The sequence below is a fragment of the Streptomonospora litoralis genome, assembly GCF_004323735.1.
Lineage (GTDB): Bacteria > Actinomycetota > Actinomycetes > Streptosporangiales > Streptosporangiaceae > Streptomonospora > Streptomonospora litoralis.
In genome coordinates this window covers 5,438,681-5,451,351 of sequence record NZ_CP036455.1, presented here as the reverse complement: position 1 = coordinate 5,451,351, position 12,671 = coordinate 5,438,681, and the positions used below count along the sequence as shown (strand labels likewise).

General features: G+C 69.2%; 12 protein-coding genes. 4 read left to right on the top strand and 8 right to left on the bottom strand.

The genetic code is table 11. The features are described from left to right. Positions 1 to 27 precede the first annotated feature (27 nt). The 4 genes from EKD16_RS23255 to EKD16_RS23240 all read right to left on the bottom strand — a co-directional run bounded on the left by EKD16_RS23255 (position 28) and on the right by EKD16_RS23240 (position 3,551). The gene (locus EKD16_RS23255; protein ID WP_131101398.1) at positions 28 to 1,779 is read right to left on the bottom strand and encodes an ABC-three component system protein; all 1,752 of its coding nucleotides are present in this window, start codon (positions 1,777 to 1,779) and stop codon (positions 28 to 30) included. Then, on the bottom strand, positions 1,769 to 2,029 hold the full coding sequence (locus EKD16_RS23250) for an ABC-three component system middle component 6 (protein ID WP_131101396.1): 261 nt from the start codon (positions 2,027 to 2,029) through the stop codon (positions 1,769 to 1,771). The genes EKD16_RS23255 and EKD16_RS23250 overlap by 11 nt, the downstream gene beginning before the upstream one ends. After that, complete coding sequence (locus EKD16_RS23245; RefSeq protein ID WP_131101393.1) at positions 2,026 to 2,967, bottom strand: ABC-three component system protein; 942 nt, start codon at positions 2,965 to 2,967, stop codon at positions 2,026 to 2,028. The genes EKD16_RS23250 and EKD16_RS23245 overlap by 4 nt, the downstream gene beginning before the upstream one ends. A gap of 239 nt (positions 2,968 to 3,206) precedes the next feature. Beyond that, a complete protein-coding gene (locus EKD16_RS23240) occupies positions 3,207 to 3,551 on the bottom strand; it encodes a toxin-antitoxin system YwqK family antitoxin (protein ID WP_131101391.1) in 345 nt (114 codons plus the stop codon). Positions 3,552 to 3,746: 195 nt separating this feature from the next. On the opposite strand from EKD16_RS23240, the gene EKD16_RS23235 reads away from it, so the two are divergent. Together EKD16_RS23235 and EKD16_RS23230 are read left to right on the top strand one after the other, a co-directional pair. Continuing rightward, positions 3,747 to 4,712 carry a type IV toxin-antitoxin system AbiEi family antitoxin domain-containing protein gene (locus tag EKD16_RS23235; protein WP_242677138.1) on the top strand — a complete coding sequence of 322 codons (966 nt, stop codon included), beginning with the start codon at positions 3,747 to 3,749 and terminating at the stop codon, positions 4,710 to 4,712. Between the two features lie 78 nt (positions 4,713 to 4,790). Next, a complete protein-coding gene (locus EKD16_RS23230; protein WP_242677137.1) occupies positions 4,791 to 5,678 on the top strand; it encodes an SAM-dependent methyltransferase in 888 nt (295 codons plus the stop codon). A gap of 25 nt (positions 5,679 to 5,703) precedes the next feature. Here EKD16_RS23230 and EKD16_RS23225 read toward each other — a convergent pair whose 3' ends face one another. Continuing rightward, on the bottom strand, positions 5,704 to 6,546 hold the full coding sequence (locus EKD16_RS23225; RefSeq protein WP_131101388.1) for a helix-turn-helix transcriptional regulator: 843 nt from the start codon (positions 6,544 to 6,546) through the stop codon (positions 5,704 to 5,706). A 262-nt stretch (positions 6,547 to 6,808) separates the two neighbouring features. Here EKD16_RS23225 and EKD16_RS23220 point away from each other — a divergent pair, with 262 nt between their 5' ends. Then, positions 6,809 to 7,831: an aldo/keto reductase gene (locus tag EKD16_RS23220; RefSeq protein WP_131101386.1), complete on the top strand. Its 1,023-nt coding sequence runs from the start codon at positions 6,809 to 6,811 to the stop codon at positions 7,829 to 7,831. A 136-nt stretch (positions 7,832 to 7,967) separates the two neighbouring features. On the opposite strand, the gene EKD16_RS23215 is transcribed toward EKD16_RS23220, so the two are convergent. The 3 genes from EKD16_RS23215 to EKD16_RS23205 form a co-directional block, all read right to left on the bottom strand. Then, on the bottom strand, positions 7,968 to 8,228 hold the full coding sequence (locus EKD16_RS23215; RefSeq protein WP_131101385.1) for an antitoxin: 261 nt from the start codon (positions 8,226 to 8,228) through the stop codon (positions 7,968 to 7,970). 235 nt (positions 8,229 to 8,463) lie between these two features. Beyond that, positions 8,464 to 8,940, bottom strand: coding sequence for an Hsp20/alpha crystallin family protein (locus EKD16_RS23210; protein ID WP_165498646.1), 477 nt, complete (start codon positions 8,938 to 8,940; stop codon positions 8,464 to 8,466). Positions 8,941 to 9,740: 800 nt separating this feature from the next. Then, the gene (locus tag EKD16_RS23205) at positions 9,741 to 10,421 is read right to left on the bottom strand and encodes a MerR family transcriptional regulator (RefSeq protein WP_131101381.1); all 681 of its coding nucleotides are present in this window, start codon (positions 10,419 to 10,421) and stop codon (positions 9,741 to 9,743) included. Between the two features lie 85 nt (positions 10,422 to 10,506). On the opposite strand from EKD16_RS23205, the gene EKD16_RS23200 reads away from it, so the two are divergent. Then, complete coding sequence (locus EKD16_RS23200) at positions 10,507 to 11,238, top strand: DUF2306 domain-containing protein (protein WP_131101379.1); 732 nt, start codon at positions 10,507 to 10,509, stop codon at positions 11,236 to 11,238. The last annotated feature ends 1,433 nt before the right edge of the window (positions 11,239 to 12,671 follow it).

Genomic DNA, 12,671 nt, shown 5'->3' with positions numbered 1-12,671 from the left:
GCCGATGACGTCCGCCTCTCGAAGGTGTCAGAAGCGGAAGCCGAAGAGGCCGCCTTCGGGACGATCGTTCAATCGGGGGGCGATCTCGTACGGCGCCGGGTCGAAGCCGAGGCGCACGGCCTTGTCGAGGTCGTCGGAGTTGATGGTCACGATGTACTGCATCCCCTCTTCGGCCATGACTTCCGCCGCGAGTGACAGCGCTTCCTTCACCTGGCGCTCGTCCACACCGTCGTAGATCTTGCTGTCGTGGACGAGGAAGTCCGGCCCTCGGCCGGCCCGATGCGCAACGACCGCCCATGTGAGGTCGAAGCAGAACGTCTTCATGTTGGAGATGCCGCTGCTGCTGTCGCTGTCGAGCTGCAGGACGATGTCCAGCGAACTCCGTTTCGCTTCGAAGTTCAGATAGGGGTTGCGGTCGTTGCCGTAGAGCCGTCGGGCGAACCGCGTGAACAACGAGCTCGCCTGCTGCACCAACTTTCGGCGCTCGGCGATGTCCGCGGCCATATCGCCTTCGAGCTGCAGTTTCTCCTGTGTGATCTCGCGCCGGCTCTGTTCCAGAGCCTCCGCCGCCTCCGCGCGGTGCTGAAGCGCTTCGCGCTCAGCCACCTCTTTCGCGAGCACACGCTGCATCATCGTAAGGGTGTCCAGCGCACCGCCGTCGTGCAGGATGCGGAGCAGTTCGGCCTGACGATCACCGAGGCGGCCCCGCTCCCGCTCGCTCTCCTGTAGCTGCCGCCGGAGGCGGTCGATCTCCTCGTCGAGGTAGTGGCGGCGGTTGCGTACTACAGCCTGGTGGAACTCCTTCACCTGGTCGAAGCGTGCTCGGACCTCCCGGCCGAGGACGACACCCAGTTCGGAGTAGGCGCCTTCCAGATAGGCGTCGTCGGGCTCGGTCGCCTCGGTTACGGCCCGCTCCATGTCTTCCAGATTGCGGCGGTCCACCACCTCGCTGCTGCGCAACTCCCGGATTCGCGCGTCGACCTGGTCGGCTTCCCTGCGGATCTCCTCATACTCGGGGACTACCTGGAAACCCTCGATCTGCCGTTCCAGACCGCTGATGCGCTCGTCGACAGCCTGAATCCGGCCGCGCAGTTTCGCTGAACTCCCGACGATCTTTCCCAACGTCGGATTGTCTTTCGCTGCGCCTGCAAGTTTCTTTCTGGTCTGGTCCTTTTCGGAGACGTCGTTGTAGCGCTTCGCCAGCGCCCAGTCCATGCCCAGCAGGTAGCACAGGTTCGCTGTGGCGACATGCCGCGACACTTTGGTGTTGGGGCGCAGCGCATCGCTGAACCCGCCCGCCTCGGCGCGACGGATGTAGAACGATATGAGTGTCCTGCCGCTCAGTCCCGAATCCTCCGCACGTATGCCGAAAAGGGAACGCTCTAGTTCCGATCGCCAGTCCGATATCGGCACGGTAGTGCCCGCTCTATCGACTCTGAAAAGGGTGGGGTCGACAGCGCTGGTGCCCGTGATGTCCGGAGTCAGGAACACATAGCCGGGTTTCGCTCCGCTTCTTCGTACTCGGAGAGTGTCCCCGATTCCCGGCCAATCGAGATCGAGATGGAACCCCATGCTCTTGATCGAACTGTTTCGCGTGAGCTTCGTCTGGTCGGCACCCAGAAGGAACTGGAGAAGTTCTGCGGCGCTCGTCTTCCCGACGGCATTACGACTTTCCTGTTCCGTCGATGCGGCTGTTCGGTCGGCGATGAGGAGGTTGAGCCCTTCGGTGAACCGCACGGTACGGAACCGCTCGTCGCCGGCCCCGAGTTCACGAAGCATCGGAGCGCTCTCGGAAAACCAGGATCTCATTCCTGAGTTCGACGACCCCGAGTGCATAGAGGACGTCGAGTCCCAGGACAAACCACCAGAATGGAATCGGGGCGTTGTGTTTGTGCTCCGCTCGCCATTCCTGGAATCGCCGCCACGCCTGACTCACGGTGACAGGCCGGCCCTCGGTGGCGAGCAGGACCTGGGCCCCGACCGTGAGCAGCGCCCGTTGCGGTGCGATTCCCTTGGTCGGGGTGATCATCCCGCTCCCTCCATGCCCACCCGCTCAGTCTGCCACCCGGAAGGTGGTATTCGGAAGATCTCACACTCGCCGAAGAAGTACATCAACACCGTCAGCGCAGCCGATTGGACGCGCAGGGAGGCGGACTTGTTGCCCAGGATGTACTGCAGGAGTTGATCCAGCATGTCATCGGGATCGCTGCACCCGTCGCGCACCGCAGAGTACTCGTCGCGGAACGCGCCCGCCGTCTCATCCCGCTCGGAGGGGTCGGTGCGCTGCTGGTAGTAAGCCTCGACCAGCGGCACGTACGGCAATTGCCGGACCAGCAGTTGCCGGTAATCCGCGGAGAATCCGTTATATTCGAGTTTGTCCTGGGGCGGTATAGGGATTCCGTCCGGTGGGGCGGTCCGCGTCCGGCTCTGGGCGAGATGATCCAGTAGTGGGGCAACGTCCTCCATACCCACTCCGGTTACCACCTCCCGTACTGGAAGAGGGCCGAGAAGCTCCTCGATGTCGTCGAGGTCGAGCCGTCTGATCTCTCGGAAGAGCCTGTTCGCGCCCATCGCCTCGAACCGCAACTGCGGATGGTCGGCCTTGGCGTGGCTGATAGCCGACGTCACGGCCGGAAGGATTCCACGAAGATCATTGTGCACGAACACGAACGTGTCGAACTCGTCGGAACGCTTCTCCAAGGCGCCGCTTAGATCCCGCCTGAATTTGCTTTTGACGCTGGTCTGACGCACCGACTGTGGGGCGTAGCACGCGTACAGGCGGCGAGCGTTCACCGTGAGCCCGTCCGCGCCGAGGTCGCCATAGTCTCCGTAAGTGCGCACTCCCAGGAAGCCCGGATCGCGGAGCTCCATCAGCTTGTGGAAGAAAGTTTCGAACTCCTCGCCGTGAAGCTCGTTCAGTCTCGACCGCAGCGCTGCGCGTACGAAGTTCCGCTGCCACAACTCCATAAGATCCCGGCCCTGAGTCGATGGTCCTGGACGGATCTGCGGTACCTGCTTATCAGGGCCGAGCTGCCGTAGGAAGGGCTCCCGATATCCGAATGCGGCCATAGGGTAGCGGCCGACCTTTCGCCGGTACGCTGGTGCAGGTGTCAGAATGCATGATCGCATGCATTGCCACCCGTTGTCCGGACAATGGTGAAACCGCGGCGGCGCCACCGCCTCGCGCTTCACTGCCGCCGTTCGGGTTACAGCGGGTTGGAGTAGACCTTGTCCTTGACCACGTGGCCGTCGGCGTCCCATGCGCGGTCGGCGAGCATCCGGCCGTCGTCGTCGAACGTGCGCTCGGCGGCCAGGGTTCCGTCCTTGTGCCAGGTCTTCCAGACCCCCACGGCCCCCTTGACCATGTCCACGCGGCCTTCTTCCATGAGCTGCCCGTTCGGGTACCACTCCAGCGAGGGGCCGTGCTCCAGGCCGCGCTCGTAGGTGGTCAGCGCGATCACTTGGCCGTTCTTGCCGAGTTCGACAGCTTCGCCGGTGTAAGCCTCGCCGTCGACCCCCGCCGGCCTCATCGAGGCCGGCGACGCCGACACCCTCCTCCTCACTCTCTGGGGAGGGCCGCCCCACGCCACTCGGCGTTCCGGGAACTGTCTGTAGACGATCGTGCTGAAAAGCCGAAATTCGGCCTCGAAACATGGGAAAACGTCCACGGAGGATGGCGGTCCGGCGCTCCACAGCCGTGGAATCCGGCTGGAGGCGGCCGCGTCGCCGCGGCGATGCTCGAAGGTATGGATTCTCTTCAGGTGGCGCACGGTGTCGCAGCGGGACAGTACGGGGTGATCAGCAGAGCCCAGGCGCTCCGATGCGGGATCGACCGGCTTCAACTGCGGCGCTTGCTGTACCGGGGAACATGGGTAAGGGCTTATCACGGGGTCTACCGCGTTCCCGGCATCGAGCGCGGCACGGGCCGGGGGCGGTTGCTTTCGGCGACGGCAGCCGCGCAACTCGCGCTGGGGCCGGCCGCATTCGTCAGCGCTGAAACCGCCGCACGGCTGTGGGGCATGCAGGGGCTGCCGCCCTGGGACGGGGTGGTGCATATGACCGTCCCCGGGGCGGACAGGCGGAGCGGTGTCTCCGGGATCACTGTGCACACGTGGGCCACCGACCGGGCCGAGATCACCGGCAGGGGAGGTGTGCGGGCCACCTCCCCCGGTCGGACGCTGCGCGACACCGTGCTCCAGGTGGACCGCGCCACGGCGCTGTGCCTGCTCGACTCCGCGCTCAACCGGCAGCTCGTCGCGGCCGATGCGCTGCCGGGGCTGGCCGCCGCCAACAGCCGCCGCCCCGGTGCCACCCGCACGCGGCCGTGGTGGGGGCTGGCGGACGGCCGGGCGCAGTCTCCGCTGGAGACCCGGATCCGGTTGCTGTGCGCCGACGGCGGCCTGCCGCCCGACGCTCTCCAGTATCCGTTCTACGACGTAAGGGGGCGCCTCATCGCCGTCGGCGACCTGTGGTGGGAGGACCTCCGGCTCCTGGTCGAGGCCGACGGCCGCGGACCCCATGAGCTACCCGGGGCGCTGCTGCACGACCGGCGCAGGCAGAACGCCCTCCAACTCGCATGTCCCGGTATCCGCATCGCCCGCTTCACCTGGGCCGACCTCGAACATCCGAGCTACATTCCGGGCGCCGTACGCGGCGCTGCCGGTACCCACCTGATGCCCGTAGAACCCGGAATGCAGCACGGAGCACCATGACCGCGGGCCGACCTCGGCCGGTTAGACTCCCCGGACGTCCGATTCGCCGTGTTGCGGCAGCCCCGGGGGGATTTGCACATGCCGGAATCCAACGACTTCATGCTGCGGGCCCAGGCCGAGCCCGACGCGGCCTCGTCCTCGTTCGACGTTCCCACCGACCAGCCTTCCCCGGCCCGCAGCTACGGCCTGCACCTGGGCAGCAAGGACAACTACGAGGCCGATCGCCAGGCCATCGGCGGGCTGCTGGAACGCTTCCCCGAAGGGGTCGACGTCGCTCGGCAGAACCGGCGATTCCTCTACCGGGCGGTGCGCTACCTCGCGCGCGAGGAGGGCATCGACCAGTTCCTGGACCTGGGCAGCGGGCTTCCGACGGAGAACAACGTGCACCAGGTGGTCCGGGAGTTCCGGCCCGGGTCGCGGGTGGTCTACGTGGACATCGACCCGGTCGTGATGGTGCACGGCCGCGCGCTGATGGTCGAGGACACCTCCACCGGTTTCGTGCACGCCGACCTCACCGATCCGGAGTCGGTGCTCAACGCCCCGCAGACGCGCGAACTGATCGACTTCTCCCGGCCGGTGGCGGTGCTGCTGTTCTCGATCCCGCACTGCATCCCCGACGACGAGGCGGCCTACCGCGCGGTGCGGGGCTGTCTGGAACCGGCCGTGTCGGGCAGCTTCTTGGCGCTGTCCCACGCCTGTGCAGACACGCCCGAGGCCGTCGAGGAGGCCGACCGGCTGATCGGCGGAACCGGCCTGCCGTGGAAGACCCGGCCCCCGGCCGAGGTCGACGCGCTGGTGGAGGGCCTGGAGCCGGTGGAGCCGGGGCTCGGCGACATCGACGCCTGGCGCCCCGACCCGGACCAGCCCCCGCTGTCCCCGCCGCACCCGCTGGTGGAGCCCTACGTGGGCTCCTCCAAACTGCGCCGGCGTATCTACGAGTACGGCGGGGTACTGCGCAAGCCGTAACGCGCCGCCGGGCCTGCGCGCCGCCTCACCCGTAGGACGGTTCCTGAAGCCCAAGCACCCGCAGCAGTTCGAGCCGCTCGTGCGACTCGCTGCCGGGGCGGGCGGTGAAGATGACGAGCCGCTGGTCGTGCTCCGGGCTCAGCAGCACCTCGCAAGCCACCTCCACCAGGCCGACGACCGGGTGCAGGAAGCCTTTGGTGTCCGCACGGCGCACGGCGACGTCGTGGGTCTCCCACAGCGCCGCGAACTCCGCGCTTCGTGCGCGCAGCCCGCGGACCAGCGCCGCCAGCCGCGCGTCGTCCGGGCGGCGGGCGAGCGCGGCGCGCAGATCCGCCACCGCCGCGCGGGCGCCGTGCGCCCGGTCCCCTTCAGGGAACAGTTCACGCGCAGCCGGGTCGGTGAAGTAGCGCCAGATGATGTTGCGCTCCGCTTCGGGGCGGGCGGACGCGTCGCCGGTGAGCGCCTTGGCCAGCGCGTTCTGCGCGAGAAGGTCCCCGCGGTCGTCGACCACCTGGGCCGGGGCGTCGGTCAGCCGGTCCAGCACGAGCAGCAGACCGGGCCGGACATGCTGCGTGGCCGACCGGTCCCGCGGGGGCTCTTCGCCGGCCAGGTGGAACAGGTGGTCCCGTTCGTCGCCGGTCAGGCGCAGCGCGCGGGCGGCGGCGGCGAGCATCTGCCGGGACGGGCGCGACCCCCTGGCCTGCTCCAGCCGCGTGTAGTGGTCGGTCGACATCCCCGCCAGCTGGGCCACCTCTTCGCGGCGCAGCCCCGGTGTGCGGCGCCGCGGGCCCCGCGGCAGCCCTACGGCGGCAGGGGAGACACGGGTGCGGCAGTGGCGCAGGAAGTCGGCGAGTTCGGATCGGTCCACGCCTCCATGCTGCCCCCGCGCGCCGCACGCAGCCAGGGACCACCTGTCCCCGGATAAGCGCGTCTCTACCGTCCGGCGCGGCACCGCAGCACGCTGGATGCCGCACCCGCTCAGCGGCGAGTGCCCCGCGGGTGCGACGGGCGGCCGCGGGAGCGGTGTGCCCGGTGCCGCGCGGCGCCCCGTCGGCAGCCGCATCCGAACGTCCCGGGTGGGCGGGGCCCTGCACAGGAACCCCCACCCCGCGAAGAAAGGCGTGGACCGCATGCAGTACCGCACACTCGGCCGAACCGGTATCAGGGTCAGCCCCTACGCGCTCGGCGCGCTGATGTTCGCCACGTCCGTCGGCAACCCCGACCCCGACGACTCGGCCCGCATCATCCACCGGGCGCTGGACGCGGGGATCAACTTCATCGATACCGCCGACGTCTACGGCGATTCCGAAGAGGTCGTGGGCAGGGCGCTCAAGGGGCGGCGCGACGACGTGGTCCTGGCGACCAAGGTGAGTCTGCCGATGGGCGAGGGCCCCAATCAGCGCGGCGCTTCGCGGCGCTGGATCACCAAAGCGGTGGAGGACTCGCTGCGCCGCCTGGAGACGGACTACATCGACGTCTACCAGTTGCAGCGCCCGGACCCCGACACGGATGTCGAGGAGACGCTCTCCGTGCTCTCCGATTTGATCCGCAGCGGAAAGGTCCGCGCGATCGGGTCCTCCACGACGCCCGCCTCCGACATCGTCGAGGCCCAATGGGCGGCCGAGCGGCGCGGCCTGGAGCGGTTCCGCACCGAGCAGCCGCCGTACTCGCTGCTCAACCGCGGCATCGAGCGGGACGTGCTCCCGGTCGCCCAGCAGTACGGGGTCGGCACGCTGGTGTGGGGCCCGCTCGGGCAGGGGATCCTCACCGGGCGGGTCCGCCGGGGGCGGAGCAGCGACCTGCGCCGCGCCGCCTTCGTCCGCCACGTCAGCGACGAGCGCCGGATCGACGCCGTGGAGCGGCTGATCTCGCTGGCGGAGGAGGCGGGTATGCCGCTGACCCACCTCGCGATGGCGTTCACCACCGCCCACCCCGGCGTGACCAGCGCGATCGTCGGGCCGCGCACCATGGAGCACCTCGAAGACCTGCTCGCCGGGGCCGAGGTCTCGCTCAGCGATGACATCCTCGACCGGATCGACGCGATCGTCCCGCCCGGCACCGACGTCGGCGCGCTCGACCAGGGCTACGTGCCCCCGGCGCTGCGGGCACCGGGCCTGCGCCGGCGTCCCGCCGGGGAGCGTGCCGCGGCCTGACCGCCGGACCACGTCGAAGGCGGACTCGCGCTCGGGCCCGTCCCCCGCGAGAGGTGCACCGGGGCGGCGGCCGCGGCTGAGTGGTCCGGCCGTTCCGCCGATGCCGTTTCCGGCGATCGCGCCGGTGGCGATGGCTTCAGGGACGGTATTTCGGTGCCGAGCCGCCGGAACCGTACCCCCCGTTTCGGTTGTGCGGACTGCCGTGCCCCGGGCGGCCGCTCTGCTTGTCGAGGTACCGCGACGCCATGCCGGTGGCTTTGTCGATGTGGCGGTTGTACCGGCCGCCCGTGCGTTGCTTCACGGTCTCGCCGGCGGAGTGAAGCCGGCGCTGCGCCTTGCCGGGGTTCTTGCGGATGTAACTGAGGACCTGCCGGAGCAGGCGCTGCATGTTGGCCATCGTGCTCACCTCGTACTCGAAGACTCGCGGGGAGCGCGCCTTCCATGACACGTCCTGGGACGCGACATGTCGCGTCTCTCCTCTGAGTCTAGGTAACGACCGAGGCCGCGTGCGTGTTCCGCGGCGGCGAGCCGTGCGGTGCGCGGGCGCGGTGCGGACGATGGGAACCGCCGGAGACAGTCGCTTGGGACTGCGCTTCCGGCGGCTCGTGTGCGGGGGTGGCGTGTCCGCGGACTCAGCGCGGCGAGGAGCCGTCGTCCACCTGCAGCTGTTCTGAGTCCGCTCCCGCCGTGGAGCGGTCGACGGCGACACGAAGCAGCCCTCGGGAGAGCGTGACTTCGATGTCGGCCTGGCGGACACCGTCGGGCAGGGTGATGTCGCGGCGGAACCGACCCCAGCACAGCTCCTCGGCGTCGCGTCCACTCGGGTGGGATTCGCCGTCGCGGAGCCGACGCACACCGGAGATCACGAGATCGGGCGCGCTGAACGTGACGTCCACGTCCTCCCAGTCCACGCCCGCAAGGTCCGCGTACACGACCAGCTGGTCGTCGCTCGCCGCGATGTCCACCGGAAGCGTCCCCGCGGTGGCGTGCGCCCACGCCCGGGTGTCCTCATGGCGCCTGCTGTGCATGTCGTCCGACATCCGGTTCATGTCGTTCACGAAGGCGACAAGCCCGGAGAACGGATTCCTTCCCGTTCGCTGTGTGACCATCATTTCTCCCTCGAACTCTGTCGTCGTCGACAATTGCTCCGGCGTCCGTGCGCCGGAGGATGATTCGGGTGATCTTCAGCGGAGGCCGCGACGGGGAGCAGCGGTCCGCATTGTTTCGTCGCCGCGGAACCGGGAGTCACTGTTCCGGGTTCCGGGCGAGACCTCGGAGCGGATCCGACTGTGGGGAATCGGCTGGCCGAGCCGGTCGGCGCCCGTCCGGCTCGACCATCGGTTCCGGGGTTCGGCGGGGCCGCTGGTTGGACCCTTTCTGCCGGAACCCGGTGCTCGACCGGCGCCCGAAAGGGCCTGGTCGAAGAGCCCGGTCCGCGGTAGGCCTCCCGCGGGCCGAGCCCGGATTTTCAACCTGCCTCGCTTTCGGACAAGTACCTGGTGCAACCGCTGCCCGCACGCGAAGACCTTCATGCGCACTCGGGCCGATTTGGCGGGATGTCTGTCCGCCCGCGTCCCGAGGCCCCGGGAACCGCCGGCGCCCCGCGATCCGGGGACCGATCGCTCGTCGGCACCGATGCCCGCGACGACGGCTGCGCACCGCCCGACTCCGGGGTGTCCGGCCGGTCGGCGATGCGCGCACACCGGCGGCGCACACGAAGAAGCCCGGGCGCTGTGCCGTCACCTCGCCCGGGCCCGGTTCCACTTACGCATTGCGATATGGCAGAAGAGGAAACCGGCTCCTGAGGTTAACGCCCTCCGGCTTCCGCCGCAGCGTTTCGGTGAATCCGGTTCACCCGATCGGCCACCGGTCCTGCTCGCGACCCGTCGCGCGTCCGCCCGGCCGCAGGTCACCGGTACCGGTCGGGCGCGTCCGGGCGCGCTTCTCCGGTGCTGCCGGTGTCTTGTGGAAACGTGGTGCGCGAGACCGTGGCCTGCCCGAGTCGGCGCATGGCGGAGAACAGGGCCTCGCCGAGCACGGTCCCGACGATCATCGCCTCCGCGGTGCTCTCCCGGTCGGCGAAGCCGGAGATGGAGTCCAGGTCCACCTCGGCCACCCGCATGGCGGCGGCCGCATAGGTGTCCATGAACGATTCGAGCTGGTCGCCGTGCCCCAGCCGGCGGAACGTTGCCATGACATCGGCGACGTCGCGGACGTAGGCGCTTTCAGGGGCGTGTGCGTAGCCGTGCCGCCGCAGCAGGCCGCTCGCGTCGTCGAGGGTCTGCTCATCGACAGGGCCCGCGGCCGTGTCGGTGCGGTCGGCGAAGGTGCGCGACAGGATTCCGAGGAGTCCGTTCAGGTCGCGGTCGGGGGAGTCGACTTCGGCCATCATCTCCCGGACCGTGCTGATGGGCAGCTTGCCGACGTCGATCATCGCGCGGACCAGGCGCAGCCGCCGCAGGTGCGCCTCGGAGTAGCGCACCTGGTTGGCGTGGGTGCGTTCGCCCGCAGGCAGCAGACCTTGCCGAACGTAGTACTTCACCGTCGGCACCGGGACGCCGGACTGCCTGCTCAGCTCGCCGATACGCACGCGACTTTTCTACCGCAGCGCGCGGCGGAGTCGCCAACCCGGCTCCAGTATTGATAGTTGCACTATCGATAGCTACATTATCCATATGGTCTCGGCAAACCGCCCGGCACAGGCGGAACCCTCGAATCCGAACGGTGGCGCCCGCCGCACCCGGCGGCGCGTCGCACTCTGGGGCGTCACGGTGCTCAGCGTCGGCACGCTCGCCGTCATCGTCCTGCCCTACCTCGGGTTCGACCCGAACGCCTCCCAGGTGGGCATCCGGCCCGACGTGCCGTTCCACTTCCCGCTGCTGCTGGTGCACATCTTCACCGGCGGCATCGCCCTGCTCCTCGGTCCGCTGCAGTTCTTCGCCGCCATCCGGCGGCGGGCACCGCGCGTCCACCAGGTGGTCGGACGGGCCTACCTGCTGGCCGGCGTGCTGCCGTCCGGGATCGCCGGGTTCGGCGTCGCGGTACTCAGCACCGGCGGGCCGGTGGCGGCCTGGGGGTTCGCGATGCTCAGTGTCTTCTGGCTGGTCAGCGCCGGGTACGGCGTTGCGGCCGCGCGCCGCCGCGACTTCCGCGCCCACGAGCGCTGGATGCGCCGCAACTTCGCCGCCACCTTCGCCGGGTTCACGCTGCGGGCCTGGCTCGGCCTGCTGGTGGCCGCGCAGCTGTTCCTGCTCGAACCGGTCTACGGCGGCGACTTCGACGCTCTCTTCGCCGTGGCTTACGGAGCGGCGGCCTGGCTGTGCTGGGTGCCCAACGTGCTGTTCGTCGAGTGGTGGATGCAAGCCCGCGCGAGCGCGCCGGTCGGTCGGCGGCCGCTTCCTGGTTGACCGTGCCGGAACCGCGGACCGGGAGAACGCGCCGCCGTGCGAAAGGGGGTGGGCGCGCGCCCAGCCCCGGGCGCGCGCCCACCTGGGGCCGCGCTCCCACCCCGCGCGGCCTCTCGCACCGGCGCCGTTGTCCCCCTCAACGCCCCCGCGCCGGTGCAACCCCCGACACCGTCCCCCCTGGCCGGTGCCGGTCCACGTGCGGCGCTGGACGGTATGCCGGTGCCCAATGGCCCCGCCCCCGCGTGAGCCAGTGGACACGAGTCGTGACCATTCCCGGCCCGCCCGCCCATGCGCCGAATCGCACGCATCGACCCTGAGGCGCCCGCCGCTCGACCGGAGGAACCCGTTGTCCGGGTGTGCCGCCGACTCCGCTGCTGAGCACCGCAAGTTCGTATTAATCCAAGCACAACACGGGAACTTGGGTGCCCGCTTCGGCGAAGCTACTCGGCCGTATGGTGCCGCAACTCCGATCGCACCCGCCGAGGCCCGTCATCGGCGCCCGCATTCGCACCCTTTGGGGGAGAAACGTGATTTGGTGCGCTGGGTCCGGGTGGCTCGGTGATGCGGGAAAAGCCGGATACGTCGATTACGCCGGAATGACCGCAATAGTCGAGTCGGATAGCGCCGGCGACCGCGCGTAAGGAGGTTCCGGTACGCACTTTTCCCAGGGGCGGGACGTGCACCTTGCTTGTCCTTAGGAGAATCGTGCTACCCGGCGGAAGGTGTGACAAGGGACAATGCCCCATGAATGCTCCGGGCTGCCCGTGCTCAGCCGATTCTGTGAACTGGATTACCGGTTCTGCGTAGCCTCGTCTCGCCGGTCGCGGCGATCAAAAACCTTCCGGGGTGAATAAAACAGGACCGAAATCCCCGCGTAGCGCCGGGGAGGTGCGGAAGAGGGTGTGTCCCGCACCTAAGCCGTGTTTAAGAACGCCGGTGTGCTGTGCGGCCTTGTTGGTCTGCCGGGTGGCGGGTGGACTTGGCTGAAAAGCGGCGGCGACGGCGGCGGATGGCTGGGCCTGTGCCCATCGGGTCGGGTGCTCGCCGGTGGCGGCTGCCGGCGAGCACGGCGACGACGGCGGCGGGGCCGGGGCCGCGATGGTCGAGCCCCAGGGGGCGCCGCCCGGTCGTCGGCGCAGGCGCGGGCGCGACGCGGGGCGGTCGGCGGCCGGGTCGGGGTCATGAGATGCACGTACGTGCGGCGGCACCCGCCTCGGCGTCGCCCCGAGGTGCCGTCCTGGCACCGTGATTCCGCGATACGAAACAACACGGGGTGTTTTTGCCATGAATGCCCGGTTTCCCGGCGGGCCCACACCCGCGCCGCGGCGGCGACGGCCCACGAGGCGCGCCGAATGGCGCGAAAACAGCCCCGACATCAACTTTTCGTGCGTCTCGTGGCCGCCGCGTCCGCCGAGGCCGCCCGCAAAACGGGC